This window comes from Methylotenera versatilis 301, from assembly GCF_000093025.1.
In the GTDB taxonomy this organism is placed as follows: Bacteria; Pseudomonadota; Gammaproteobacteria; order Burkholderiales; family Methylophilaceae; genus Methylotenera; species Methylotenera versatilis.
In genome coordinates, this window is sequence record NC_014207.1 from 768,224 (window position 1) to 793,974 (window position 25,751).

At 44.3% G+C, this 25,751-nt stretch carries 25 protein-coding genes; 18 read left to right on the forward strand and 7 right to left on the reverse strand.

All coding sequences use genetic code 11. From position 1 onward, the window contains the following. Positions 1-53: 53 nt before the first annotated feature. From prpC to M301_RS03570, 5 genes are read right to left on the reverse strand one after another with little or no spacing between them, the layout of a single operon-like run. Positions 54-1,229, reverse strand: a complete 1,176-nt coding sequence (gene prpC, locus M301_RS03550) for a bifunctional 2-methylcitrate synthase/citrate synthase (protein WP_013147387.1) — start codon at positions 1,227-1,229, stop codon at positions 54-56. A gap of 14 nt (positions 1,230-1,243) precedes the next feature. Beyond that, a complete protein-coding gene (gene prpB, locus M301_RS03555; RefSeq protein ID WP_013147388.1) occupies positions 1,244-2,131 on the reverse strand; it encodes a methylisocitrate lyase in 888 nt (295 codons plus the stop codon). Between the two features lie 43 nt (positions 2,132-2,174). Then, complete coding sequence (locus M301_RS03560) at positions 2,175-3,176, reverse strand: HpcH/HpaI aldolase/citrate lyase family protein (protein WP_013147389.1); 1,002 nt, start codon at positions 3,174-3,176, stop codon at positions 2,175-2,177. Positions 3,177-3,233: 57 nt separating this feature from the next. Next, entirely contained in the window at positions 3,234-4,331 is a 1,098-nt protein-coding gene (locus M301_RS03565; RefSeq protein WP_013147390.1) for a MaoC family dehydratase, read from the reverse strand. Next, a complete protein-coding gene (locus M301_RS03570; RefSeq protein ID WP_013147391.1) occupies positions 4,324-5,205 on the reverse strand; it encodes an HpcH/HpaI aldolase/citrate lyase family protein in 882 nt (293 codons plus the stop codon). Before M301_RS03570 ends, M301_RS03565 begins: the two co-directional genes overlap by 8 nt. A gap of 220 nt (positions 5,206-5,425) precedes the next feature. Between M301_RS03570 and M301_RS03575 the strand changes: the two genes are divergently transcribed. The 14 genes from M301_RS03575 (at position 5,426) to M301_RS03640 (ending at position 20,525) form a co-directional block, all read left to right on the forward strand. Beyond that, positions 5,426-6,160: a GntR family transcriptional regulator gene (locus tag M301_RS03575; RefSeq protein WP_041359751.1), complete on the forward strand. Its 735-nt coding sequence runs from the start codon at positions 5,426-5,428 to the stop codon at positions 6,158-6,160. A gap of 164 nt (positions 6,161-6,324) precedes the next feature. Then, positions 6,325-7,533: a malic enzyme-like NAD(P)-binding protein gene (locus tag M301_RS03580; protein WP_013147393.1), complete on the forward strand. Its 1,209-nt coding sequence runs from the start codon at positions 6,325-6,327 to the stop codon at positions 7,531-7,533. Positions 7,534-7,562: 29 nt separating this feature from the next. Beyond that, positions 7,563-7,988: a succinate dehydrogenase, cytochrome b556 subunit gene (gene sdhC, locus M301_RS03585; protein WP_013147394.1), complete on the forward strand. Its 426-nt coding sequence runs from the start codon at positions 7,563-7,565 to the stop codon at positions 7,986-7,988. A 6-nt stretch (positions 7,989-7,994) separates the two neighbouring features. Continuing rightward, complete coding sequence (gene sdhD, locus M301_RS03590; protein WP_013147395.1) at positions 7,995-8,339, forward strand: succinate dehydrogenase, hydrophobic membrane anchor protein; 345 nt, start codon at positions 7,995-7,997, stop codon at positions 8,337-8,339. Positions 8,340-8,413: 74 nt separating this feature from the next. Next, complete coding sequence (sdhA, locus tag M301_RS03595) at positions 8,414-10,177, forward strand: succinate dehydrogenase flavoprotein subunit (protein WP_013147396.1); 1,764 nt, start codon at positions 8,414-8,416, stop codon at positions 10,175-10,177. 38 nt (positions 10,178-10,215) lie between these two features. Next, a complete protein-coding gene (locus tag M301_RS03600) occupies positions 10,216-10,956 on the forward strand; it encodes a succinate dehydrogenase iron-sulfur subunit (RefSeq protein WP_013147397.1) in 741 nt (246 codons plus the stop codon). A 5-nt stretch (positions 10,957-10,961) separates the two neighbouring features. Next, positions 10,962-11,252, forward strand: coding sequence for an FAD assembly factor SdhE (locus M301_RS14365; protein ID WP_013147398.1), 291 nt, complete (start codon positions 10,962-10,964; stop codon positions 11,250-11,252). Between the two features lie 42 nt (positions 11,253-11,294). Then, complete coding sequence (locus tag M301_RS03610; protein ID WP_013147399.1) at positions 11,295-12,422, forward strand: HpcH/HpaI aldolase/citrate lyase family protein; 1,128 nt, start codon at positions 11,295-11,297, stop codon at positions 12,420-12,422. A gap of 59 nt (positions 12,423-12,481) precedes the next feature. Further along, positions 12,482-14,113, forward strand: coding sequence for an acetate--CoA ligase (locus M301_RS03615; RefSeq protein WP_013147400.1), 1,632 nt, complete (start codon positions 12,482-12,484; stop codon positions 14,111-14,113). 15 nt (positions 14,114-14,128) lie between these two features. Then, complete coding sequence (locus M301_RS03620; RefSeq protein WP_013147401.1) at positions 14,129-15,658, forward strand: fumarate hydratase; 1,530 nt, start codon at positions 14,129-14,131, stop codon at positions 15,656-15,658. A gap of 32 nt (positions 15,659-15,690) precedes the next feature. Continuing rightward, entirely contained in the window at positions 15,691-16,083 is a 393-nt protein-coding gene (locus M301_RS03625) for a hypothetical protein (RefSeq protein ID WP_013147402.1), read from the forward strand. Between the two features lie 124 nt (positions 16,084-16,207). Continuing rightward, positions 16,208-18,796 carry a bifunctional aconitate hydratase 2/2-methylisocitrate dehydratase gene (gene acnB, locus M301_RS03630; protein ID WP_013147403.1) on the forward strand — a complete coding sequence of 863 codons (2,589 nt, stop codon included), beginning with the start codon at positions 16,208-16,210 and terminating at the stop codon, positions 18,794-18,796. A gap of 151 nt (positions 18,797-18,947) precedes the next feature. After that, on the forward strand, positions 18,948-19,376 hold the full coding sequence (locus M301_RS03635) for a hypothetical protein (RefSeq protein WP_013147404.1): 429 nt from the start codon (positions 18,948-18,950) through the stop codon (positions 19,374-19,376). 48 nt (positions 19,377-19,424) lie between these two features. Then, entirely contained in the window at positions 19,425-20,525 is a 1,101-nt protein-coding gene (locus M301_RS03640; RefSeq protein WP_013147405.1) for a DUF2914 domain-containing protein, read from the forward strand. A 10-nt stretch (positions 20,526-20,535) separates the two neighbouring features. Here M301_RS03640 and M301_RS03645 read toward each other — a convergent pair whose 3' ends face one another. Next, positions 20,536-21,075, reverse strand: a complete 540-nt coding sequence (locus M301_RS03645; protein ID WP_013147406.1) for a TIGR00645 family protein — start codon at positions 21,073-21,075, stop codon at positions 20,536-20,538. 68 nt (positions 21,076-21,143) lie between these two features. Beyond that, entirely contained in the window at positions 21,144-21,986 is an 843-nt protein-coding gene (locus M301_RS03650; protein WP_013147407.1) for a 23S rRNA (adenine(2030)-N(6))-methyltransferase RlmJ, read from the reverse strand. A 113-nt stretch (positions 21,987-22,099) separates the two neighbouring features. On the opposite strand from M301_RS03650, the gene M301_RS03655 reads away from it, so the two are divergent. The 4 genes from M301_RS03655 to uvrC are packed head-to-tail and all read left to right on the forward strand — an operon-like array spanning position 22,100 to position 25,734. Continuing rightward, positions 22,100-22,807 (forward strand): cation diffusion facilitator family transporter, encoded by a 708-nt coding sequence (locus tag M301_RS03655; protein WP_013147408.1) that lies wholly within the window; start codon positions 22,100-22,102, stop codon positions 22,805-22,807. A gap of 44 nt (positions 22,808-22,851) precedes the next feature. Continuing rightward, positions 22,852-23,034: a tautomerase family protein gene (locus M301_RS03660; protein ID WP_013147409.1), complete on the forward strand. Its 183-nt coding sequence runs from the start codon at positions 22,852-22,854 to the stop codon at positions 23,032-23,034. 23 nt (positions 23,035-23,057) lie between these two features. After that, positions 23,058-23,930 (forward strand): PA4780 family RIO1-like protein kinase, encoded by an 873-nt coding sequence (locus M301_RS03665; protein ID WP_013147410.1) that lies wholly within the window; start codon positions 23,058-23,060, stop codon positions 23,928-23,930. Positions 23,931-23,934: 4 nt separating this feature from the next. Next, positions 23,935-25,734, forward strand: a complete 1,800-nt coding sequence (gene uvrC, locus M301_RS03670; RefSeq protein ID WP_013147411.1) for an excinuclease ABC subunit UvrC — start codon at positions 23,935-23,937, stop codon at positions 25,732-25,734. Positions 25,735-25,751 lie beyond the last annotated feature (17 nt).

The window sequence follows — 25,751 nt, forward strand, 5'->3', positions numbered from 1 at the left end:
TACTTTTACAACTGGATTCTTCGCTATGCTCAGAATGACGAGTTTAGATAGATTTATCTTTGGCTTAGCGGCACATAAGCACGGTTATCTGGGCCAATGTACTCAGCATTTGGGCGAATGATTTTGTTATCAATGCGCTGCTCAATCACATGTGCAACCCAGCCAGTCGTGCGTGAAATCACAAAAATCGGGGTGAACATGCCAGTTGGAATACCCATCATGTGGTAGCTGGAGGCGCTATACCAGTCTAGATTTGGGAACATTTTTTTCTCGCGCCACATCACTTCTTCAATGCGTGCTGAGACTTCAAAAAGCGTCATATTGCCGGCATCTTCGCATAACTTGCGGCTAACGGCTTTTATTGACTCATTTCGTGGGTCTGCGATTGTGTAAACGGGATGACCAAAGCCGATAATGATTTCTTTTCGCGCCATGCGCTCTAAAATATCAGCTTCTGCTTCATCGGCATTTTTATAGCGTTCGATGATTTCCATGGCTGCTTCATTGGCGCCACCATGTTTCGCACCACGTAAAGCGCCAATCGCACCAGTGATGCATGAATACATGTCAGATAATGTGCCAGCAATCACACGTGCAGTGAAAGTTGATGCATTGAATTCATGCTCTGCATATAACACTAGCGAGGTATTCATCGCGTCTATGTGTAATTGGCTTGGTGCTTTGCTATGCAGCACATGTAAGAAGTGTGCTGCAATGCTATCGTCGTCAGTTTCCAAATTCACACGTTTGCCATTGTGGCTAAAGTGATACCAGTAGAGCAAAATTGAGCCAAAACACGAGATTAGTTTGTCGCCTAAATCTTGTGCGGCTTTGGTATTGCGGTCAGCCGCTTCAGGCTCTAAGGTGCCCAGCATGGCGCAACCTGTGCGCATCACATCCATAGGGTGCGTATTTTTTGGAATTTGCTCCAGCACGGTTTTCAGTGCAGCAGGAATGTCGCGTAGCTTTTTTAGTTTAGCGTGATAAGCCGAGAGTTCAGTTTTATTCGGCAACTCACCATGAATCAGCAGGTAAGCGACCTCTTCAAAAGTAGCGCTTTTAGCTAGTTCAATAATATCGTAACCGCGATAATGTAAATCGTTACCAGTATGCCCAACCGTACAAATGGCAGTGGTACCAGCAGAAACCCCTGCCAGTGCTACGCCTTTTTTCTTTTTAGGAGCATCGCTGCTCGCTGGTTGAATAGTGGTTTGAGTAGTTGCGTTCATGCTACTTTTCTCCTTTAAGCTTTGTTTTGATTAAATAGAGCGTCTAACTTTTGCTCAAAGGCGTGGTAGCCCAAGTGATCGTAAAGATCCATGCGGGTTTGCATGGTGTCGACTACATTTTTTTGCGTACCGTCATTTTTTACTGCTTGGTAAACGTTAAGCGCCGCTTGGTTCATCGCGCGGAAAGCTGAAAGTGGATATAGCACCATGCTTACATCCGCCTCGCGTAGCTCATCAACCGTAAATAAAGGCGTGCTGCCGAATTCGGTAATGTTGGCTAACACAGGCACTTTGACTGCCTCAGCAAATTGCTTGTACATGCTGAGTTCAGTAATTGCTTCTGGGAAAATCATATCAGCGCCAGCTTCAGCGCATGCGCATGCGCGGTCGATGGCAGATTGCAAACCTTCCACTGCCAAAGCATCAGTACGCGCCATAATGACGAAATCATCGTAAGGTTTGGCATCAACCGCAGCTTTTACGCGATCTACCATTTCTTCTAAGCTGACAATGGCTTTGTTTGGGCGGTGACCACAGCGCTTTGCTGAAACTTGGTCTTCAATATGCACCGCAGCCGCTCCCGCTTTGGCTATGCTTTTTACGCTGCGAGCGATGTTAAAAGCACCGCCCCAGCCAGTATCAATATCCACTAGTAATGGCGTGTCAACGGCATCGGTGATGCGGCGCACGTCAATCAACACATCCTCTAAAGTTGAGATGCCTAAATCAGGCAAGCCAAGTGAGCCTGCAGCAACGCCGCCACCTGATAGGTAGAGCGCTTTAAAGCCGCTTTGGGTGGCAAGCATGGCGTGGTAGGCATTAATTGCACCTATAATTTGTAGCGGTTTTTCGGCGCTTAGGGCGGCACGAAATCGTGCCCCTGCTGTGGCTGCTTGTGTCATGTGAATTACCTTGGGCTATATTTAAAGTCTATAAATTTAAAAATTAACTGAAGAAGGCCTGAGTTGCCTCAGCTGGAATCGCCACTTTGGTGAGTTTGGCTTTTTGTAAAATTTCCCAGAAATAACGATAAGTCGCTCTATCGTGAAGTTCGCCATCGTATTGAATCGGGCCCCAGTCTGCCTTTTGCGCAGCTAGTAGAATATTCGCGCCATCCTGTACTTCGTCGAAGTTAGGCTTCATGGCATCGACAATCGCTTCAATCTGCGTTGGGTAAATGCTCCACATACGTAAAAACCCAAATTCGTTGCGTGCGCGTGAAGCGTCTGAGTGCGTAGTTTCTACATTTTTCAGGTCTAAAGTCACGTTGTGCGCTGGCACTACGCCGTTTGCCAGCGCTGCTGCAACTAACTCTGCTTTCGCTCTTGCCAATAATCGGTGATCAAACTGACCTGGACTGCGCATTGCGGAGGCTGGAATCGCGCCATGGTGGCCGCTTACAAAGTCCATTAAACCGAAGTCCAGTACTTGCACCCAAGGCAATGTCGCGATTTCATGCACGGCTTTTAATGCGCCGTGGGTTTCAATCAGGATATGCACTGGAATCACACGCTCGATGCCATTGAAAGTGGCTATTTTTTGAATGTATGCAATCATCTCGCTGGCTTGCGCGTAGCTTGTACATTTTGGAATGGTGATATAGCTTAAAACTTTGCCTGCTCCAGCCACCAAAATATCCACATCTTGTTTCCAGTAGCTATTGGTGTAGTCGTGAATGCGCGAGCCTGCCATTTTGTGTTTATTGGCGTCGCTTGTTAAAACGCGCACTATCATTTCTGCATGCTCGCGCTCTTGTCCAGCTTGTGCGCCATCTTCGCAATCGCAAGTGATATCGAATACGGGTCCGACGGTATCTTGCATAGACAAGGCTTTGAGTATTAGCTTTTCACTCCCCGCAAAGTGCTCGCATGATGGAATGATAGGAAATGATTTTTCCCCGCCGAATAGAGCGTCTTTAGGGTGAACTAATTGTTGTGTGGTTGTCATCGTATCTTCCTAAGTTTTCTATGCTAAGTTTGCTAAGTCTTTTATCTAGAGTCTTTTTTAATTTGGTTTCCGTGGCATTAGCACGGTGTAATCTAAATCTAACACTACGTTCGGGTGGTAAGTCTGTTTACCGTCAGTGGTAATCTGTGTGCTTTCTAGTGCGTCAGCTGGCATGTTTTTTACACCGACCATGCGTAATCTCAAAGCGCCAACATCGCTGCGATTCGGCACGTCCCATTTATCTAGCACTTCGGTCCATGTGTAAATGGTGTCGTCACCAAATGATGGATTGCAATGTGTACCGCCATTAATCGCGACGATGCAAAGCGCGTTTTCTAAGCCATCATTTGACAGCGCACGGCATAATGAAATGATGTGGCCGCCGTACATCAAGCGTCTGCCAAATGCGGTTTTTTTCATCATCAGATCATCAAAATGTAAGCGTGCATTGTTCTGATATAGCTTAGTAGCAAGTGTGTGGTCGGTATCGCTAATTGTCATACCCGCTGGGTGATTGATGCGCTCACCAATTGCGTAGTCATTCCATAAATACTGACCACCTGTGACTGCAGTATTGAATTTTCTGGCATCCAAAAAGTTAGGCACGCTCAGTTCTTCAGCAGGTACATGGCTAGGCAAGTTTGGCACAACGGTTTCAGGGGCTGGTGCATCTAAGTTGTTTTTGTGCACCATCACCCAGCGCACCCATGAAAGCACAGATTGTTGTAATTGGTTGATGGAAACCGAGCGCACATAAACGACGCCAGACTTGCCATTAGAATTTTGTTTCAAGCCAATCACAGTTGAAGTGGTGCTGAGCGTATCGCCAATATGTACAGGTTGTAAAAAGCGCACGTCTGCATAACCTAGGTTGGCAACGGCATTCACAGAAATATCAGGTACGGTTTTACCGAATGCAATATGAAAGGCTAATAAATCATCTACAGGTCTAGCGTTGTAGCCTAATGATTGAGCAACCGTATCAGCTGAATGCAGTACTTGGCGTGCGCCTGTGAGTGCGATGTATAGCGCCATTTCACCTTCAGCAATCGTGCGTGGCGTAGCATGATGAATCACTTGGTTGAGGTGAAAATCCTCAAAAAAGTTGCCCGCATTGATTTTACTTGTAGTCATTTTATTAGTGGTATTAGACATGACTTTCTTCCAAAGTCTTAATCATTTCGTTGAGTTTTAATAGTCTCTCAGCGGCTCTCACATGGTGGCGCTCTACTAATTTATCGTTTACTACAACGGTACCTTTACCTTGTTCATTCGCCTCTTTTAGCGCGGCGATGATTTCGCGCGCGTGTGACACCTCTGAGGTTTGTGGCGTGTAGGCATCGTTGCTGTAGGCAAGTTGTGCAGGGTGTACTAATGATTTTCCGTCAAAACCCATATCGCGACCTAAGCGGCATGCATATTCAAAAGAATGCATATTTTTGAAGTCGCTAGTGATGCCATCTACCACTGCGTGACCATAAGCGCGAGCAGCTAAAATCACTAATGAAAGTGAAGTTAAAATCGCTGAGCGTTCGTGAGTTACACGCGCATGTAGCTGTGAAATTAAGTCAGATGTCGCCATCACAATGCATACGATGCGATCAGAGGCTGCAGCAATTTCTTTCGCATTCAACACCGCAATCGGACTTTCTATCATTACCATAATAGGTAAGTGGCTACCGCCAGCAGCATCAAGTAATGAAAGCGCGGTTAATACATCTTCGCGAGATTCAATATTGGGAAACAAAACTGCATCTACTTTGGTTTTTGCGATGGCTTTAATATCATCAGGACCCCATTCTGATATAAGGTCATTCACGCGCACTACGACTTCACGTGAGCCATAGCCGCCTTCATTCACAAAGCGAACTACGTTGTCGCGTGACTCTTCTTTGCGTTCGACTAATATAGGGTCACCCAAATCAAGTATGACTGAATCGGCGTGTAACGTCCGCGCACGCTCAAGGTAATGCGTGTTGCAGCCTGGTACGTAGAGCATAGAGCGCCTAGGGCGAAAATATTGAGCCATTTTGTTACCTTTAGTTTTAATTGTTTTAAAGCTAAGCCGATTATATAGAGAGAAAATAAAAAATGTCAATATATATCTTATGTCTTATATAAGATATAAAATGCTAGACTATTGTAAATACTCGTGATATAAATATCGCTAATAGAATTCAACGTTAAATTGCGGTTAATTAATGGCAGCTTAACCTCTTGTTCAACTTAAGTGAGATGCAAAGACCATGATAGATAAACACTACAATTCGCCAAGCTATAAGCCTTTATATGATCAGATTAAAGTGTTGCTTACGCAAAGCTTAATCGGTGGTGAATGGCGCCCAGGTGACATGATTCCTAGCGAGATTGAATTGGCGGGCCGCTATAAGGTGAGTCAAGGCACAGTAAGAAAAGCCATTGACGCATTGGCTACTGAAAATATCCTTATTCGTCGCCAAGGCAAGGGTACTTTTGTGGCAACGCACAGCGCAGAAGGTATGAAGTTGCGCTTTTTAAGGCTGACTTCGCAAGATGGGCAAAAAGAGTTGCTGCAAAACGAGTTTATTTCTTGTACCAAAGGCAAAGCTGACGTGCGCATGGGGCAAATTCTTGATTTAAAAGCAGGCGCATCGACTATAGAAATAAAACGCTTACTTACGTTTTCAGGCAGGCCATTGATTTTTGATCACATTATCGTGCCCGCGGCGCCATTTAAGGGTCTGAATGGTACACGTGTAGAAGAAAATAATGGTTCGATGTATAGCATGTATGAGTCAGAGTTTGGCGTACGCATGATACGTGCTGAAGAGCGCCTAAAAGCGGTAGGGGCTAAAGGGGAGGTGGCAAAGGCTTTAGGTTTAAAAGAAGGCGAGCCAATCCTTAGTATAGAGCGTGTTTCATTTACTTACGGCGATAAGCCTATGGAATGGCGTTTGGGATTATGCGTAACAGACAACCATCACTACATGAATGAGCTTGAGTAGTATTTTGTGCTTTTGAAAACATGCACTAGCAGCGTCAGGCTGCACTTGCCGTACTAAAGTACTGTCTGCGTTTCCTTTCTTGCTATTGCAAGTTTTGAAAAGCACAGATTTAAAGTAGTAAGTGAAAATTAAAAAACATAAACCCTGAAAAGGTATTGAGAATAATGGACGATTTAAAAAAACGCGCACTTGACTATCACGAGTTTCCAAAGCCAGGAAAGCTCTCTGTAGAGTCATCTAAACCATGTGCTACACAAGATGATTTATCTTTGGCTTATACGCCAGGTGTGGCTGTGCCAGTGCGTGAAATCAATCGTGATCCTTCATTAGCTTACAAATATACTAATAAAGGTAATTTAGTTGCGGTGATTACTGACGGTACTGCGGTATTGGGTTTAGGTAATATGGGGCCATTAGCAAGTAAGCCAGTGATGGAAGGTAAAGCGGTATTGTTTAAACACTTTGCTGGTATCGACGTATTCGATATTGAAGTCAATGCGCCAACCATAGAGGCGTTTATTGAAACGGTAGTGAATATTGCGCCAACTTTCGGTGGTATTAATCTAGAAGATATTGCTGCACCGCATTGTTTTAGAATTGAAAATGAATTGCGTGCACGTTTAGATATTCCAGTTTTTCATGATGACCAACATGGTACAGCGGTGATTGTAGCCGCCGCCTTATCGAATGCATTGGAGCTACAAGGTAAAACATTAGCAACTGCAAAAATCGTATTTTTAGGTGCGGGTGCGGCAGGCTGCTCTTGTGCACGCCTACTAAAATTAATGGGCGCAACCAATATTACGATGGTGGATAAATCGGGTGTTTTGGATACTTCACGAGTAGATTTACATGACAATAATCGCCATTTAGCAGTCGCACCTAGTGCAGCAAAAACGTTAGCAGATGTCATGCCAAATGCAGATGTATTCATCGGTGTTTCAGCGGCCAATGCTTTATCACCAGAATTGCTTAAATTAATGGCGCCGAAACCAGTGGTATTTGCATTGGCAAATCCAGACCCTGAGATTTTGCCTAGTTTAGCGCATGCGGTTCGCGATGATATTTTGATGGCAACTGGTCGTTCAGACTTCCCAAACCAAGTGAATAATGCGTTGTGCTTCCCTTATTTGTTCCGTGGCGCTTTGGATGCTAAAGCTAAACAAATTACCGATGAAATGCAAATCGCCGCCGCACGTGCTTTGGCAGCGTTGGCGAGAGAGCCGGTGCCAGAAGATGTATTGGCGGCCTACAACTTAACAAGCTTAAGTTTCGGCAAAGATTACATTATTCCAAAACCGTTCGATAAGCGCTTGTTATCAAGAGTGTCTGGTGCCGTTGCAGATGCTGCGCGGCTACAACAATCTAAATAAGCACAACAAGCTCAATAAGAATCTTGAATATGCAAAATAATCAACAAAAAAATAGTCAAAAAACAAAGCTAAGACCCGGTCAAATGAGCCGGCCTAAAAACTTGAACCTATTTACCATTCGCTTGCCCATTAATGCTTTGGTCTCGATTTTACATAGAGCCACAGGTTGTGTTTTATTTTTAATCTTGCCAGTCATTTTGCTGTTATTACAGTTCTCACTTAATTCGGCAGAGCACTATGAAGCAGTGATTGCGATTTTGCACTCGCCTTTAATAAAGATCATGCTTCTTGGCTTAGCGTGGGCTTTTTTTCATCACTTTTTTGCGGGTATTCGTCACCTTGCAATGGACGTGCATTGGATGACCACGTTGATGAAGGCTCGTTATACCAGCAAGGTTGTGCTCGTGCTAGGTGCGCTAGCTACCCTTGTATTAGCCGTGAAAATATGGATTTAAAACCTTATGCTAATTGAACTTTTAACTAAACGATATCCAGGCATGCGTGCTTGGTTAACACAAAGACTTAGCGCGTTAGTGATGGCGGTTTACAGCATTTTTGCAGTTGCAAGATTCTTAATCGTACAGCCTAGTAATTATGGTGCTTGGGTTGATTTCTTTCAGCCACTTTGGTGGCGCATCGCTACTTTATTGTTTTGGATTAGCTTGTGTATTCATGCATGGTTAGGTATTCGCGATGTGTTTAAAGATTACGTACCTAACCCAAGCGTACGCGACGTGTTAGATAAACTTTTAGTGGTGTCATTATGGGTTTATTTAGTTTGGGCAACCTGGTTACTGCTAGCTTAGTTGCTACTAGTTTAATCAAAGCGTTATTAATTTAAAAAATTGCATATTTAAAATTTACTGAAGGTTAATTGGTTATGGCGTTACAAACTCAAACATTTGATGCGTTAGTAGTAGGTGGAGGCGGTGCAGGTTTACGCGCCTCATTGCAATTGGCTCAATCAGGCTTAAAAGTGGCTGTGCTATCTAAAGTTTTTCCAACCCGCTCTCATACCGTGGCGGCGCAGGGCGGCATTGCTGCCGCGCTGGGTAACGTAGCGGATGACAAATGGTTGTGGCATATGTATGACACCATCAAAGGTTCAGACTACTTGGGCGACCAAGATGCGATTGAGTTTATGTGTAAAAATGCTGCAGCAGCAATTTATGAGTTAGAGCATTTTGGTATGCCGTTTGACCGTTTAGAAAATGGCAAAATATTCCAACGTCCATTCGGCGGCATGACGCAAAACTTTGGCGAAAGTGCCATCTCACGTACTTGCGCAGTAGCTGATAGAACTGGTCACGCTATGTTGCACACGCTTTATCAACGCAATATTCAATCTAATACCCAGTTTTTTGTAGAGTGGTTAGCACTCGATTTGCTAAAAGATGCTGACGGTGACGTTCTAGGCGTATTGGCTTTAGAAATTGAAACTGGCGAAGTGCATTGCATACGTGCCAAAGCCACTATGCTGGCAACTGGCGGCGCTGGCCGTATATTTAAAGCCAGTACTAACGCGTTCATTAACACGGGTGATGGTTTGGGCATGGCAGCACGTGCCAATATTCCGTTGCAAGACATGGAGTTCTGGCAATTTCATCCAACAGGCGTACTGAATGCTGGTGTGTTGATTACAGAAGGCGTACGTGGCGAAGGTGGCTACTTGGTGAATAGCGAAGGCGAGCGCTTTATGGAGCGCTACGCACCACATGCAAAAGACTTAGCCAGCCGCGACGTGGTTTCGCGCGCGACTGCGACTGAAATTAAAGAAGGCCGTGGCGTAGGTAAGAATAAAGATGCGGTATTTCTAAAGCTAGACCATTTAGGTGAAGCGTTAATCAATGACAAATTGCCAGGCATTCGTGAAATTGCTAAAACCTTTGCTAACGTCGATCCTGTTTACGATCCAATTCCTATCGTGCCAACGGCGCATTACATGATGGGCGGTATTCCTACCAATCTACAAGGTCAGGTTGTTGTGCCAGATGGCAATGGTGGTCAATCTGTAGTGAATGGCTTATATGCAGTGGGCGAATGCGCTTGTGTCTCAGTGCATGGTGCAAACCGCTTAGGTTCAAACTCATTGCTAGATTTGGTTGTGTTTGGCCGCGCAGCTGGCGACAAAATGGTTGAAGAGGTTCGAAAAGATAATGCTCACAAACCACTGCCCGTAGATGCATTCGATAAGACTTTGGCCAGATTAAACCGCTTAGATACGCAAACGCAAGGTGAAAGCGTAAAAGATGTTGGTACCGCGCTGCGTGAAACCATGCAAACGCATTGTGGCGTTTTTCGCTTTCCCGATTTGCTGCAAGAAGGTGTGGGGAAAATCGACCAAGTGGCCGAACGCGCTAAAAACACTGTGATTAAAGACAAAAGCCAAGTATTTAACACCGCTCGGGTCGAAGCATTAGAACTGGATAATTTGGTAGAAGTCGCTTTAGCCACCATGCATGCTGCAGAGGCAAGAACTGAGAGCCGTGGTGCGCATGCACGAGAAGACTTTAGTGAGCGAGATGATAAAAACTGGCTTACACACTCACTCTACTACCGCGAAGGCAATCGCTTGGCATACAAGCCTGTGCGCCTAAAACCGCAAACAGTAGAGAGTTTTGTACCTAAAGCGCGTGTTTATTAAACTCACCACAGAATTTATTAGAAATTAGAGACGACAATATGAAATTCTCAATTTATAGATTTAACCCAGACGTAGACAAAAAGCCCTACATGCAAGATTACGATGTCGTGCTGGAAGACAGCGACCAAATGCTGCTGGACGCTTTGCTGCGCATCAAAGATTTGGACGATAGTTTGAGCTTGCGTAAGTCGTGCCGTGAAGGTGTGTGTGGTTCCGACAGCATGAATATCAATGGTAAGAATGGCTTGGCGTGTATTACTAAGTTGTCAGAATTAGAAGAGCCTGTGGTACTTCGCCCGATGCCGGGTTTGCCTGTGATTCGTGACTTAGTCGTCGATATGACGCAATTCTTTGAGAACTACAATTCAGTTAAACCCTATTTGGTAAATAACGATCCGCCACCTGAAACTGAGCGCTTACAGTCGCCAGAAGACCGTGCCAAGCTTGATGGTTTGTATGAATGTATTTTATGCGGCGCGTGTACGACTTCTTGTCCGTCTTTTTGGTGGAACCCAGATAAATTCGTTGGTCCAGCAGGTTTGATGCAAGCCTATCGTTTTATGGTGGATAGTCGAGATCAGGCGATTGATGAGCGTTTAGAGAACCTTGAGCAGCCAGAGCGTTTGTACCGTTGCCATAACATTATGAACTGCGTGGAAGTTTGTCCTAAGAAATTGAACCCAAATGCTGCGATCGCAAAAATCAAAGATCTTAAATTTGAGCAGGCGCGTGAACATAAAGCCGCAGGTAAAAAGAAAATCGATATTAAGGCGATTTAGGCTAAATGACTGAGGCTAACGGTATGACAGATGAAGAAGTGCGGCGTCTAAGTTGGCGTTGTCGCCGAGGTTTGCTGGAGCTAGATATTGTTTTGCAGCGCTTTTCTGAAAAGCACCTTGCAACACTCACGAAACCAGAGTTGTTGGCATTTGATAGCTTATTAGATTTACCAGATAACGAGTTTTTAGATGTAGTGACCTCAAGAATAAAGTTTGCAGAAGTGAAAGTATTAAACGACAAGCAGTTAGATGCAGACGCAATGAAAACAGTGCTGACCAAATTAAGCGGTCATTAAGAAAATTAGCGAAGAATAATTAAAATTATTGGAAGACTTAGCATGAATAGTCCTGGAAAAATAAAGTGTTATACAAATAGCAATATGCTTGGCGAGAATTGGCCTGGAATACAACTTTACTATCCGCCTGTGAAGTATTCGCCAGCGCAGGGCATTTACGAAGATGTCACGCAAGCTGCGGCGCGTATGAAAAAACATGCACATCATACCAATGCGCATACTTTGATTTTTGACTTGGAAGATGGCTGTCGTCAAAAAGAGATGAGTCGTGATCTATTGCGCCAAGAGCTGCCTGAGCTTCGTAAAGTCAACCCGAGCGTCACTATTGCCATTCGATCAAACTCATTCCGTACCGATGAATACGAGCTGGATATGCAGCTTGTCAGCGATATGTCTGATTGCATCGACGTTGTGATGCTTGCCAAGGCTGGGGAGGCTTATGGCGCGGCTGAAGTGCGTGATTTATCTAGCTTGTTACTCGAGCTGAATCCAAATATTACGATACAGCCGATTATCGAGCATCCGAAGTCATTGAAAATTGCTCCGGAACTGATGCAGTACAGCACGGTAAAGCATGTCGTGTTTGGTATTCATGACTTTTCAAAAGCGATGGGCATACACATCACGCCAGAACACTGGATTGAAGAGTTGCAGTTCTATATGAACCAACTGATGTTTGAAGCGCGTATTGCGGGTAAAGGCGTAATTGGCGGCGTTGAAACCTTGATCGGTTCTAATATCATGCCTGAGAAATTTGTCGAGCCGCATGATGTTCGCCGCTGGTTGGATTTGCATGGCGATTATGAGTCACGCGTTGTCTATAAACATGCTTGCCAAGAGGCTGCGATGGGCTTAACGGGTAAACAAGTGATACACCCAGGCCATATTCATTTATGTAAAACCGCTTACACACCTTCACCCACTGAAGTGAATCAGAAAGTACGGATCTTGAAAGCGGCAATTGAAGCAGATGCCTTGCACGGCGGCGCGATTAAGTTTGAAGGTGAAATGTTAGATCCACCAATGTTTGGTAAAGCTTTACAAACATTGTTGAGAGCACACGCTTTACGTGCGCTAAACCAAGACGATATGGATTTCGCCTTACAAGTCCTGGAATTGTTGCCAGCACAGGTGATACGCCAAAACTGGCCATATGGCGTTCTACTATAAACATGAGCTTTATTGCGCTAGATTAATCATAAGTATCGAATTTTAAGAGAGTCGAAATAATGCAAAAACTAGAACAGTTTCCTGAGTGGGAGTGGAGTGTTCCAAAACACTTTAATATCGGCGCGGCATGTACTGATAAGCACTTGAATACGCCAGCAGCCAAAGCGATTGCGATGATTGTAGAAGATGATGCACAAGGCACTTCGCAAATCACTTTTGAGCAATTAGCTAAACGTACCGATCAGTTTGCGCAGTTACTTAGAAACTTACATGTTGATGCGGGTGAGCGCGTGTTGATTCGCTTGCCGAACAGCTTGGACTATCCAACAGCCTTTTTAGGAGCGATGAAACGTGGTGCGATTTCAGTGCCAACTTCAACCCTGCTCACTGCTGAAGAAGTTGCTTATTTGGCAAAAGACTCTGGCGCGGCAGTGTTGGTGACAGACAAAGCTGCATGGCCATCACTGCAAGGTCATCTCTCAGGTTTGCCCAACTTGAAGCACGTATTTTTGTCAGGCGTTGGTGATATTACCGACCACGTAGCACTCAATGTGGTTGATTTAGATACGGAGCTTGCAGCGATTAAAGCATGCGAACCAGCACATTTAACGGCAGCAGATGACCCTGCTTATTTGGTATACACCTCCGGTACAACAGGCTACCCAAAAGGTGTGTTGCATGCGCATCGTGCCTTGATAGGTCGTGAACCAGCTTCTAAATACTGGTTCAATTTTGATGCAAATTCGCAAGACCGCATCATGCATTCAGGCAAGTTTAATTGGACTTATGTATTAGGTTCAGGCTTGATGGATCCGCTCTATTTGGGCAAAACCGTCATCGTACATGAAGGCAAAAATGACGCTGATTTATGGACGCGCTTGATTGCTAAACATTCCGCCACGATTTTTGTGGGCGTACCAACCATTTATCGCCAAATTATTCAGAAATCTACAGCTAAGCAAGCCGACGTGCCAAGCTTGCGCCACTGTATGAGTGCGGGTGAGCATCTGTCTGATGAAGTGCTGCAACAATGGCGCGAGCGTTTTGGTGCAGATATTTACGAAGCGGTTGGCATGAGCGAGTTTTCATATTACTTAAGCCAAAGTATTTTCCGTCCGATACGTGCTGGTTCGGCGGGCTTTCCGCAACCTGGTCATGCGATTAAACTGCTGAATCCTGAAACCTTAGAAGAGGTTGCACAAGGTGAAGAAGGTATGATCAGCGTGCCGGAGTCAGACCCCGGTTTATTCCTACGCTATTGGAATCTAGATGAAGAAACCGCGAAATATAAACACGATGGCTGGTTCTTCTCAGGTGACTATGCTCGATATGATGAGGATGGCTATATTTGGTTCTTAGGTCGTAAAGACGACATTATTAAGAGCTTTGGTTATCGCGTATCGCCTTATGAAATTGAGCGTGTTTATAAATCTCATCCAGCAGTGGCAGATTGCGCAGCGGTGGGTGAAGAGCTTGAAAAAGACAAGTTACTAGTGGTGACTTACGTGATTCTGCAACCCAATTCAGAAGTCACTGCGGATGAGCTAATGGCTTTTGGTAAACAGCATCTAGCAGCCTATAAAGCACCAAAAACGGTTTACTTGACTAAAGATTTTCCACGTACGAAAAATGGTAAGATTTTGCGCAAAGACATTAACAATAAAATTGCATATGCAAAATCAGCCAGATAGAGATAGTAGATCAACATGACAACGATACGCCAAGAGGATTTTATTCAAAGCATTGCTGATGCGCTGCAATATATATCTTACTACCACCCTCTAGATTATATTCAGGCATTGGGCCGTGCTTACGAGGCGGAGCAATCTCCTGCCGCTAAAGACGCGATAGCGCAGATTTTAACTAACTCGCGTATGTGTGCTGAAGGCAAGCGCCCAATATGCCAAGATACTGGCATTGTTGTTGCTTTCGTTAAAATAGGCATGAATGTTCAATGGGATGCAACACTGGATATTGAGCAGATGGTAAACGAAGGTGTGCACCGTGCGTATCTGTTGCCAGAGAATAAATTACGTGCTTCTATAGTGAGCGACCCCGCTGGGAAGCGCGCCAATACTAAAGATAACACCCCTGCGGTGGTGCACGTTTCTTTAGTGGCGGGTGATAAGATTGATGTACAAATTGCTGCAAAAGGCGGCGGTTCTGAGAATAAAGCCAAGTTGGCAATGCTCAATCCGAATGACAGCATAGTCGATTGGATTTTGGAAGTTGTGCCCCAAATGGGTGCGGGCTGGTGTCCGCCAGGTATGTTGGGTATTGGTATAGGTGGTAGTGCAGAGAAGGCTATGTTGTTGGCGAAAGAGTCTTTGATGGCGCCGATTGATATGCACGAACTTAAAGCTAGCGGTGCCAAAAACAGAATTGAAGAACTGCGTTTAGAAATTTTTGAAAAGGTGAATAACTTAGGTATAGGCGCACAAGGTCTCGGTGGCTTGGCAACGGTGTTAGATGTGAAGATTTTAGACTACCCAACCCATGCAGCTAGCTTACCTGTAGCCATAATTCCTAACTGTGCCGCCACGCGTCATGTGCATTTTGAGTTGGATGGTAGTGGTGTAGCTGAATTAGAAGCGCCTAACTTGAGTGATTGGCCTGACGTACACTGGGTACCAAGTGAAGCTTCGCTAAGAGTCAATTTAGATACTATTACTCAAGCGGATATTCAAGCTTGGAAACCAGGACAGACATTATTGTTGAATGGAAAATTGCTTACAGGCCGAGATGCCGCGCATAAGCGGATTGCAACGATGTTGGCTAAAGGTGAAAAACTGCCTGTAGATTTTAAAAATCGCTTCATTTATTACGTAGGCCCTGTTGATGCTGTACGTGATGAAGCAGTAGGACCCGCTGGACCAACTACTGCAACGCGTATGGATAGTTTTACTGAAATGATGTTAAGCGACGTTGGCCTGCTAGGCATGGTGGGTAAAGCTGAACGTGGCGATGAAACTATCGCTACTATAGCAAAGCATAAGTCTGTGTATTTAACCGCGGTAGGCGGTGCGGCTTATTTGGTGAGTAAAGCCATTAAAAAAGCCGAAGTGCTGGCATTTGAAGATTTAGGTATGGAAGCGATTTATGAGTTCACCGTGCAAGATATGCCTGTAACGGTCGCGGTGGATAGCAAAGGTAATTCAGTACACACTACTGGCCCAGCCGAGTGGAAAGAGAAGATTGCGCAGCATAAGACAATAGAAATTCACTCTGTGCCGTAGCTTTTGTGTCCTCTGTTTGTAACTTGGGTCACATGAGCATCGTATTATTTGCGTTAATATCTGTCAGAATTGATGATAGATATTTAGAGAGTGCAGATAAAATGCTAAAACTTTTGTTACGTAGTGCTGTGTTGCTTGGCTTGGTTATGAATATATCAATTGCAAGCGCAGATGATGTACTGATTTATTTAGTCGACAGTGATGACGGCTATTCTGGCCCAACTGTAGAAGATAATATTGCAGCCATGGATACCGATAAAAATGGCTTTGCTGACGTCACTGAGGTCCGGGCATTTTTAGCACTAAAAAACGGATCTGAATATGAAAAAGAGATTCTAGATAGGTGGCAATTGCGTAGCCAAGGTAAGAGTTGCACGCTACCGCCAGATGACAAGTTATTTAATCAAACGAACGCTATTAACTAAACTAACTGGCTTAATTTTGAAGTTTTACAAATGTGAAATTTTTCATGATTTAGGCTGGTTTATAATTTAACCCTATTTTTATAACAGCATTTTTAAACAGTCACTATTTATTAAAAGAGCCACTATGTTAAAAGCCTATCAAGCCCATGTTGCAGAACGCAGCGCTATTCAACTTCCACCATTACCATTGTCAGCTGAACAAGTTGCGCAAGTTGTTGAGCTACTTAAAGCCCCACCTGCAGGTGAAGCTGAGACATTACTTGATTTAATTGCTAATCGCACACCCGCAGGTGTGGATCAAGCCGCTTATGTGAAAGCCGCTTTTCTTGCAGATATTGCCAAAGGCATCGCTAAATCACCATTAATTTCACCAGAAAAAGCGGTGGAGTTATTAGGCACTATGCTTGGCGGTTACAACGTACAGGCTTTAGTTGCTTTACTCGAGACGCCGATGGCTGCTCATGCAGTCAAAGCTTTAAGTAGCACAATTTTGATGTTCGATGCATTCCATGATGTAGATGTATTAATGAAAGCTGGTAACGCTCACGCTAAAAAGCTGATAGAAAGTTGGGCGAATGCCGAGTGGTTTACCAATGCACCTGTATTGGCTAAAGAAATCAAAATGGTCGTATTCAAGGTTGATGGTGAAACTAATACCGATGACTTAAGCCCTGCACAAGATGCATGGAGCCGCCCAGATATTCCACTGCATGCTAAAGCCATGCTGATCAATAAAATGCCTGATGGTTTGAAACTGATTGATACCTTGAAACAAAAAGGTTTGCCGTTGGCTTATGTGGGCGATGTGGTAGGCACCGGGTCATCACGCAAATCTGCGATTAACTCAGTGCAATGGTTTATGGGCAATGATATTCCTAACATCCCAAACAAACGCACTGGTGGCGTGATTTTAGGCGCTAAAATCGCACCGATTTTCTTTAATACAGCAGAAGACTCCGGCGCTTTGCCGATTCAATGTGATGTGTCTAAGTTGAATATGGGCGATGTGATTGTAATCAAACCGTATGAAGGTAAAGTGCTCAATGAAGCGGGCGATGTGCTTTCAACATTTGAATTAAATCCAGTGACCATGCCAGACGAAGTGCGCGCAGGTGGCCGTATTCCATTGATTATTGGTCGTGGTTTAACTTCAAATGCGCGTAAAGCATTAGGTTTACCTGAAACAACTGCATTTATTAAAGCCGCACCAGCAGTCAGTTCAACTAAAGGCTATACGCTTGCACAAAAAATGGTAGGGCGTGCTTGTGGTTTGCCAGAAGGCGTTGGCGTGCGCCCTAATACTTATTGCGAGCCAAAAGCCACAACGGTCGGTTCGCAAGATACTACGGGGGGTATGACGCGCGATGAATTGAAAGAATTGGCTTGTTTAGGTTTTAGCTCTGACTTGGTCATGCAAAGCTTCTGCCACACAGCAGCTTATCCAAAACCAGTGGATATTAAATTGCAACATAGCTTGCCAGAGTTTATGTCTAGCCGTGGCGGCGTTTCATTGCGCCCAGGTGACGGCGTGATTCACTCATGGTTAAACCGTTTAATCTTGCCAGATACTGTAGGTACAGGCGGCGATTCACATACACGTTTCCCGATTGGCATTTCATTCCCAGCAGGTTCTGGTTTAGTGGCGTTTGCAGCCGCGACAGGTGCGATGCCTTTGGATATGCCAGAGTCAGTATTAGTGCGCTTTAAAGGCACAATGCAGCCAGGTATTACCTTGCGTGACTTGGTGAACGCGATTCCTTATGCCGCCATCCAAGAAGGCAATTTAACGGTTGGCAAACAAGGTAAAAAGAACGTATTTAACGGCCGAATCTTAGAAATCGAAGGTTTGCCAGATTTGAAAGTAGAGCAAGCCTTTGAGTTTGCCGATGCTTCAGCTGAGCGTTCTGCGAATGGCTGTACCGTACTTTTAAACAAAGAGCCTGTGATTGAGTTCTTAAATTCAAATATCGTATTGATGCAAAACATGATTGAGAACGGCTACGAAGATGCACGCACCTTGCAACGCCGTATTGAAAATATGCAAGCATGGCTAGCAAAACCTGAATTACTTACACCAGATGCAGATGCAGAATACGCACACGTGATTGAAATCGATTTAAACGAAATCAAAGAGCCGCTAGTGGCTTGCCCGAATGACCCTGATGATATCAAGCCGTTATCAGCTGTTGTTGGCGATAAGATTGATGAGGTGTTTATCGGTAGCTGTATGACTAATATTGGTCATTACCGCGCTGCGGCTAAAGTGTTAGAAGGTTCAGGCAGCATTCCAACGCGTTTATGGATTGCCCCGCCAACACGCATGGATGAAGCCCAATTGCGTGATGAAGGTGTGTATTCAACCTTCGGCGTAGCGGGTGCGCGTACTGAAATCCCAGGTTGTTCATTATGTATGGGTAATCAGGCACGCGTGGCGGATAAAGCGACGGTGTTTTCAACCAGTACACGTAACTTTGATAACCGCATGGGTAAAGATGCGCGTGTTTACTTGGGCTCAGCTGAATTAGCCGCAGTGTGTGCGAAGCTAGGTCGTATGCCATCACATGCTGAGTATTTGGAAACTGTGGGTAATAAATTGGCCAACACTGCGGAAATTTACAAATATCTAAATTTCGACCAAATGACTGAGTATAAAGCGGCTTTGGATACCTTAAGTTCAGGTAAAAAAGTGATTCCAATCGCAGAAGTGGTTTAGTTAGTCAGCTGCAAGTAGAGCGCAACTCTCTATTTAACCTCATTGCCGCTCAAGCGGGAATGAGGTTTTTTTATGAGTTTGATGTACAGGTATGCTTCGATCGATTAAGTGCGAAGCGTTTAATATTCAGTTTTCCTGATATCATCGCTTTATGAATTCAGAGCAAAAACCCGATAATCATCACATTTTTGATCCAGAAGAAATTACACAGCCAGCTAAGCGTGGCGCGTGGAAGTGGATGCTGCCGTTGTCGATTGTGCTCGCTATTGTCGTGTTTGCAGCATGGCATTTCGGCTGGCACGCGAAAGCGGTCACTACTGGTGTAGTAATATTTGCGACCATTTCTCATGTGTTTGCTTGGGTTGTCGCCATGATAGGCCTTGTTCCTATTATTGGCCCTCTCATAGTCAAAGTGTTGTCGATTGGTGTAATTTGGCTATTGAATGCCGTAGGTTATTTGGTATCTTATGTCGCCATTAAACGCGGATACTCCAAAGATGTATTGACCTATCGTGCTGTGACCATTGCGCTGATTACTGGCATCGTGATTGGCTACATACTCTGCAGTCTTATTTCTTAGTACCTAAATCCCAATCTTTAACCCTAGTTTTTTTAAAACGCTTACAAGATGATCATTGCTAAAATCAAACAAACACGCCTGTATCACCATGTTTTAAAACTGGGTGATTTCTTTCCAGTCATTTTCTTTTTCGGCGGATTCTTATGGGATGCGCTCACCATAGGCCGTAATGTTGCCTACTCAGATTTAATTACTTTCTTTGTTTATTTGGGTATTGCCGCCGCCATTTTATTTACCATCGGCAGTCCGAGATTTATTTTATCCGATGCGTCAAAGTTATCTCCATGGGCTGCAAAAATTCATAAGCGTTTGTATTGGGAGAATCTACCTTACTTTTTATTGCAGTTTTTGTTCGGTAATTTATTGAGTTCTTTATTTATTCTGTATTTCAAAAGCTCCAATCATTGGTTGGCTTGGGCGATGTCTATTATTTTAGGTGTCATGTTGGTAGTCAATGAGTATCTGGAAGATAAATATAAACAACTCACGCTTAGCTGGGCGCAGTTTGGCTTTTGCGCCATGTTGCTGTTTAATTTTGCTTTACCTTATTTAATGGGCAGCATTCATGCGGTATGGTTTTATTTGAGTACATTGTTAGGCGCAGGCGCAGCTTATTGGCTCTACAAAAAAACGCCCGATCATGACGGTAGTATTTGGCCTGTTGGGGTGATAGCGACCTTGTTAATGCTCGCTTATGCTTTTGATGTGATTCCGCCAGTGCCGCTAGTAAAACGTGATATTGCGATAGGGTATGCGATTAATAAAGTCGATGGCAATTATCAATTAAGCCAGCAACCATCCAGCTGGTGGGTGTTTTGGCGTAAAGCTAGTACTGATATGCATGTCGAACGAGGGCAGCGTCTGTATTGCTTTTCATCAGTATTCGCTCCAAGCGGCTTAAAGACGCACTTGTTCCATGTATGGCAATTCCACGATAAGAAAAAAGGCTGGCAGATTGTATCGCGCGCTGGTTTTACTTTATCAGGCGGGCGATACAATGGCTTTCGTGGATACACCTACAAAACAGATTTGCAGGCAGGTGAGTGGAAAGTGAGCGTAGAAACTGAAAACAATAAAACTGTAGCTGTACAAAACTTCAGCGTTAAAAATGAACCATCAACTTTAACGCCGTATATACAAGTTTATTAAACAGAATTCATTAATGTTTATTTTCTATACGCATTAACTTATCAATATAAGCGATCGCAATCGCTGAAAACACAAACGTCATATGAATCACGGTTTGTGCAATTAATACTTTGTCACTTAAGTTTTCTGCATTGATAAATGTTTTTAGCAAGTGGATAGAAGAAATACCAATAATGGCTGTAGCGAGTTTAACTTTTAATAAGTTAGCATTTACGTGAGATAACCAATCTGGTTCATCAGGATGACCTTCTAAATTCAAGCGAGAAACAAATGTCTCGTAGCCACCTACAATCACCATGATGAGCAGGTTTGAAATCATCACAACATCAATTAAACCTAATACAATTAACATGATGTCAGCTTCTACAAGGTGAGAAGCTTTACCTACCAAATGTACTAATTCAAGGCCAAAAAAGTACACATAAACGGCTTGTGCAACAATTAAGCCTAAGTAAAGTGGTAACTGCAGCCAGCGACTACCAAATAAAATGTTGGTCATCACGCTTTTTTGTTTATATTCGATAGAGGACGGGGTGTTGTGTTCTTGCATGTGTTGAAGCCTTTAATTTTGAGTTCGGATTGCTATCTTATTGTAACAGGTTGAAGCGACAGTTTTATTTAGACTATTTGGCTATCTATAGCGTAACTTGCAGTTCCATCCAAAGCTAATAGCTGGGTTAAAACTGGCATTGTTTCATCTAATATTTTAGGTAATGTCCAAGGTGGATTCACAATAAACAAGCCGCTGCCATGCATACCAAACCCCTCTGTCGATGGTTCATGTATGGTCATTTCTACGTTTAGCCAGTTTGGTAAATCTAAATTGATTAAATCATCGACCATTTCAGTAGGTTCTGGTCGCTGCAAAATGGGGTACCAAATCATATAAGTGCCAGTCGAAAAGCGTGTCAGACTATCTTTAATCATCTTGACCACATGCAGGTAATCTTGCTTATCTTCATAAGGCGGGTCTATCAATACCGCAGCGCGACGTGGTGGTGGCGGCAAACAAGCTTTGATGCCAGAAAAGCCATTTTGCATTTCAATTTTGACTTGCTTACCTTGGCCGCTGAAATTTTCAATGAGTAACTTGCAGTCGTTGGGATGCAGTTCAAACAAGCGCATTTTGTCATCAGCGCGTAAAAAGTCCTGTGCCACCATCGGTGAACCAGGGTAAAAATCAAGCGAGTTGGTATTAAAGCGTTTAATCTGCGCCACAAAATCAGCAAGTGGCTTTGGTAGATTATTCGCGGACATCAGTTTAGCAATGCCCTGCTCAAACTCAGCATTTTGCGTTGCATAGCCCTCAGTTAAGCTGTACATGCCAGCGCCAGCATGGGTGTCGATATACCAATAAGGTTTATCTTTTTGATTCATGTAATCTAGCACTAAGCCAAGTACATAGTGTTTAAGCACATCGGCGTGGTTGCCTGCGTGAAAGGCGTGGCGGTAACTCAACATAAAGTCTAACTAAAAAATATTTAATGACGACATTATAGCTTTCCCAAATCAAGCAATAAATTTTTAACCATAAAAATGCTAAATAAAACGACTTTTCGGTTAGCATTTCACCTATGACAAATTCACACCAACACCCGCACGATGATTCAGATCAACATAACCACGATGATCATGACGACCACGATCACTACCTGATTCCATTTTTACTGATTTTCACCTTCGCAATTGTTGAGGCGGTTGGTAGTTGGTACACCGGTTCACTGGCTTTATTAAGCGATGCTGGACATATGTTCTCCGACGTTGCTGCACTCGGGCTGGCTTGGATGGCGGGCGTGATGGCTAAAAAGCCCAATATTGCGCGTCACAGATCAGGTGTGACTTATGTAGAGCTAGGCGTTTCAATTTTTAACGCTATTTCACTCTTAATAGTGATTATATTTGTGGTGGTTGAAGCGATTGCGCGGTTTAAGGAGCCACATCAGGTGCAAGGTTTGGGGCTTACTATCATTGCAACTTTAGGTTTAATCGTCAATATTGTGGTGGCTAAACAATTACATCACCAAGCAGCGCATCATGCTGAAACCCTGAATAATCGCGCTGCATTTTTGCATGTGATGGGCGATTTATTAGGTTCAGTGGCCGCAGTAGCGGCTGGAGTGGTTATTTACTTCACAGGCTGGATGCCAATAGATCCGATTTTATCTTTGCTAATTTCGGTATTATTATTTGTCTTTACGCTAAACCTGATACGCGATATATGGAAAACTTTCCATTTAAAGCCAGGGCAAGTTGCGCCAAGTTTAGGTCAGCATGATCATTAAGCAAGCCGTATTATTGTAATTACTTTTACTAAAGGAGATTCAATATGCCATACGTGAATATTAAGTTAGCAGGTTCTGTCACTAAAGAACAAAAAGCGCAAATCGCCAAAGAATTTACCGAAACGTTAGAGCGTGTTGCGCATAAACCAAAATCCTACACGTACATTACGTTTGAAGAAGTCGCTTATGAAGATTGGGCGATAGGCGGGAAGTTGCTGGATGAGTAAGTGCGAAGTGTTAGAATAGCGCAATGAAAACTCCCCAAAGACTCGAGCCGCTTTTAGAAGACGGCTTGATTGACGATGTTGTCCGCCAACTCATGAGCGGTAAAGAAGCGACTGTATATGTAGTGCGTTGCGGCGATGATGTACGTTGCGCTAAGGTATATAAAGAGGCAAACAAACGTAGCTTTCGTCAGAGCGTAGACTATACCGAAGGCCGTAAAGTTAAAAATAGTCGCCAAGGTCGTGCGATGGCTAAAGGCTCAAAATTCGGACGTGAATCACAAGAAGCCGCTTGGCAAAGTGCTGAGGTAGATGCTTTGTATCGGCTTGCCAATGCAGGCGTACGTGTACCAGAGCCGTATAACTTCTATGAAGGTGTATTGTTAATGGAGTTGGTGACGGATGCCAACGGCAACGCGGCGCCACGTTTAAACGATGTGACCTTTAGTGCAGAAGATGCACGTATTCACCACGGCACTTTAATCAAAGAGGTTGTGCGCATGCTTTGTGCTGGCATCGTGCATGGCGATTTGTCCGAATTCAATATCTTAATGAGTGCCGATGGCCCTGTGATTATTGACTTACCCCAAGCGGTTGATGCGGCAGGTAACAATAACGCAAGTGAAATGCTAGAACGCGATGTTAGAAATTTAAGTGATTATTTTGGTCGATTTGCGCCAGAGTTACTCACTACGCAATACGGCAAAGAGATTTGGGCATTGTATGCACATGGCGATTTAACGCTAGAAACTCCACTCACAGGCCGTTTCAGGCAAAGCACCAAAGCCGTTGATTTAAAAGGCGTCATGCGCGAGATTGAAGATACTAAAAAAGCCGAAGAGGCGCGTTTGTTGCGTATCGCGGAAGCTAAAGCGGAAGATGCAGTCAGAGCTAAATAAGCCCATGTTCGACCCTAAACCCATATTAAAAAATCTGCCTAATCTGCCAGGTGTTTATCGCATGATAAACGCCACGGATGAGGTGATTTATGTGGGTAAAGCCAAAGACCTGAAAAAACGGGTTTCGTCGTATTTCAATAAAAACTTGCCTAGCCCACGCACGCGCATGATGGTGAGTCATATTGTTAAAATAGAAACGACGGTCACTCACAATGAAGCTGAGGCTTTGTTGCTGGAAAATAATCTGATTAAAGGCTTAATGCCACGTTACAACGTGCTGTTTCGTGACGATAAGTCTTATCCTTACATTGTCATTACGGGTGATGATTCCCCGCGCTTGGCGTTTCATCGCGGCACACAACGTAAAGGTAACCAATACTTCGGGCCTTTTCCCAATTCCGTTGCGGTGCGCGAGAGCATTCAATTATTGCAAAAAGTATTTAAGTTGCGAACCTGTGAGAATACGGTGTTTGCTAATCGTAGTCGACCTTGTTTGCAGCATCAGATTGAGCGTTGCACCGCGCCATGCGTGGGCTTGATTTCGGATGAAAATTACAAAAATGACGTGCATCAAGCCGCGATGTTTTTGCAAGGCAAGACTAATGAAGTGATTGATGCGCTCGGCGCGCGGATGAACACTGCCGCAGCCAATCAGGAATATGAAATGGCGGTCGTGTTTCGTGACCGTATGCAAGCACTGCGACAGGTGCAAGCCAAACAGTTTGTCAGCGACTTCAATGTTTCTGATGCCGATGTCATTGCCTGCGCTGAGTTGCAAGGTCAACATTGTATTAATTTGGTGATGATCCGTGGCGGGCGGCATTTGGGCGATAGAAGCTATATGCCTAAGAATACAGAGGGCGAAACACTTGAAACCAGTATGGAGGCGTTCCTTGCGCAGCACTATGTAGCGCAAAATACACCGCCGCTGATTGTGGTCGGCGTTAAAATTGAAACCGCTGTACTTGAAGAGGTGCTAAGTGAACAAGCTGGACGCAAGGTGAAAATCAATACCAATCCGATTGGCGATAAACGCGTTTGGCTGAAAATGGCGCAAACCAATGCTGATTTGGCGCTAGGTCAGCGTGCCGCAACTTCAGCTAATCAAACTGCCAAACTGCTGGCTTTGCGCGAAGCGCTACATTTACCCGATAACACCGAGCGTATCGAATGTTTTGATATTAGCCACACCATGGGTGAAGCGACTGTGGGTAGTTGCGTAGTGTTTGACCGCGGAGATATGCAAAATAGCGAGTATCGACGTTATAACGTTACAGGTATTACGCCAGGCGATGATTACGCAGCTATGAGGGATGTGTTGACGCGTCGTTATAAAAAGGTGGCGGCAGGCGAGGGCGTGCGCCCCGACTTAATCTTTATTGACGGCGGTAAAGGACAATTAGGTGTTGCGGTTGAAGTGATGGCAGAAGTAGGTCTAGAGGACATTCTACTGGTCGGCATAGCTAAAGGTGAAGAACGCAGACCGGGGTTGGAAACCATGATTTTTTCTGACACGGGCGAAATGCTAAACTTGGAAAAAGACAATAAAGGTTTACATTTGTTGCAACAGATACGTGACGAGGCGCATAGATTCGCCATCACAGGGCATAGAGCTAAACGCGCCAAGGCTCGACTTCATTCTAGTTTGGAAGATATTGAGGGCATAGGCGCAAAACGCCGCAAGGCCCTACTCACGCGCTTTGGTGGATTAGATGGTGTAAAGGGTGCTAGTATTGATGAAATCGCCCAAGTTGAAGGCATCAGCCAGAGTTTGGCGGAAAAAATTTACGGAGAGTTGCACTAATGAAAAACAGCAAAAAT

Excerpts from the sequence above, each read along its gene's own strand:
- M301_RS03635 (WP_013147404.1), top strand. The coding sequence starts at position 18,948 with ATGAATTCAGAGCAAAAACCCGATAATCATCACATTTTTGATCCAGAA.
- M301_RS03645 (WP_013147406.1), bottom strand. The coding sequence starts at position 21,075 with ATGCAAGAACACAACACCCCGTCCTCTATCGAATATAAACAAAAAAGC.
- M301_RS03600 (WP_013147397.1), top strand. The coding sequence starts at position 10,216 with ATGAAATTCTCAATTTATAGATTTAACCCAGACGTAGACAAAAAGCCC.
- prpB (WP_013147388.1), bottom strand. The coding sequence starts at position 2,131 with ATGACACAAGCAGCCACAGCAGGGGCACGATTTCGTGCCGCCCTAAGC.
- M301_RS03660 (WP_013147409.1), top strand. The coding sequence starts at position 22,852 with ATGCCATACGTGAATATTAAGTTAGCAGGTTCTGTCACTAAAGAACAA.
- acnB (WP_013147403.1), top strand. The coding sequence starts at position 16,208 with ATGTTAAAAGCCTATCAAGCCCATGTTGCAGAACGCAGCGCTATTCAA.
- uvrC (WP_013147411.1), top strand. The coding sequence starts at position 23,935 with ATGTTCGACCCTAAACCCATATTAAAAAATCTGCCTAATCTGCCAGGT.
- M301_RS03620 (WP_013147401.1), top strand. The coding sequence starts at position 14,129 with ATGACAACGATACGCCAAGAGGATTTTATTCAAAGCATTGCTGATGCG.
- M301_RS14365 (WP_013147398.1), top strand. The coding sequence starts at position 10,962 with ATGACTGAGGCTAACGGTATGACAGATGAAGAAGTGCGGCGTCTAAGT.
- prpC (WP_013147387.1), bottom strand. The coding sequence starts at position 1,229 with ATGAACGCAACTACTCAAACCACTATTCAACCAGCGAGCAGCGATGCT.
- M301_RS03625 (WP_013147402.1), top strand. The coding sequence starts at position 15,691 with ATGAGCATCGTATTATTTGCGTTAATATCTGTCAGAATTGATGATAGA.
- M301_RS03615 (WP_013147400.1), top strand. The coding sequence starts at position 12,482 with ATGCAAAAACTAGAACAGTTTCCTGAGTGGGAGTGGAGTGTTCCAAAA.
- M301_RS03565 (WP_013147390.1), bottom strand. The coding sequence starts at position 4,331 with ATGTCTAATACCACTAATAAAATGACTACAAGTAAAATCAATGCGGGC.
- M301_RS03560 (WP_013147389.1), bottom strand. The coding sequence starts at position 3,176 with ATGACAACCACACAACAATTAGTTCACCCTAAAGACGCTCTATTCGGC.
- M301_RS03665 (WP_013147410.1), top strand. The coding sequence starts at position 23,058 with ATGAAAACTCCCCAAAGACTCGAGCCGCTTTTAGAAGACGGCTTGATT.
- M301_RS03640 (WP_013147405.1), top strand. The coding sequence starts at position 19,425 with ATGATCATTGCTAAAATCAAACAAACACGCCTGTATCACCATGTTTTA.
- M301_RS03570 (WP_013147391.1), bottom strand. The coding sequence starts at position 5,205 with ATGGCTCAATATTTTCGCCCTAGGCGCTCTATGCTCTACGTACCAGGC.
- M301_RS03655 (WP_013147408.1), top strand. The coding sequence starts at position 22,100 with ATGACAAATTCACACCAACACCCGCACGATGATTCAGATCAACATAAC.
- M301_RS03580 (WP_013147393.1), top strand. The coding sequence starts at position 6,325 with ATGGACGATTTAAAAAAACGCGCACTTGACTATCACGAGTTTCCAAAG.
- sdhD (WP_013147395.1), top strand. The coding sequence starts at position 7,995 with ATGCTAATTGAACTTTTAACTAAACGATATCCAGGCATGCGTGCTTGG.
- sdhC (WP_013147394.1), top strand. The coding sequence starts at position 7,563 with ATGCAAAATAATCAACAAAAAAATAGTCAAAAAACAAAGCTAAGACCC.
- sdhA (WP_013147396.1), top strand. The coding sequence starts at position 8,414 with ATGGCGTTACAAACTCAAACATTTGATGCGTTAGTAGTAGGTGGAGGC.
- M301_RS03650 (WP_013147407.1), bottom strand. The coding sequence starts at position 21,986 with ATGTTGAGTTACCGCCACGCCTTTCACGCAGGCAACCACGCCGATGTG.
- M301_RS03610 (WP_013147399.1), top strand. The coding sequence starts at position 11,295 with ATGAATAGTCCTGGAAAAATAAAGTGTTATACAAATAGCAATATGCTT.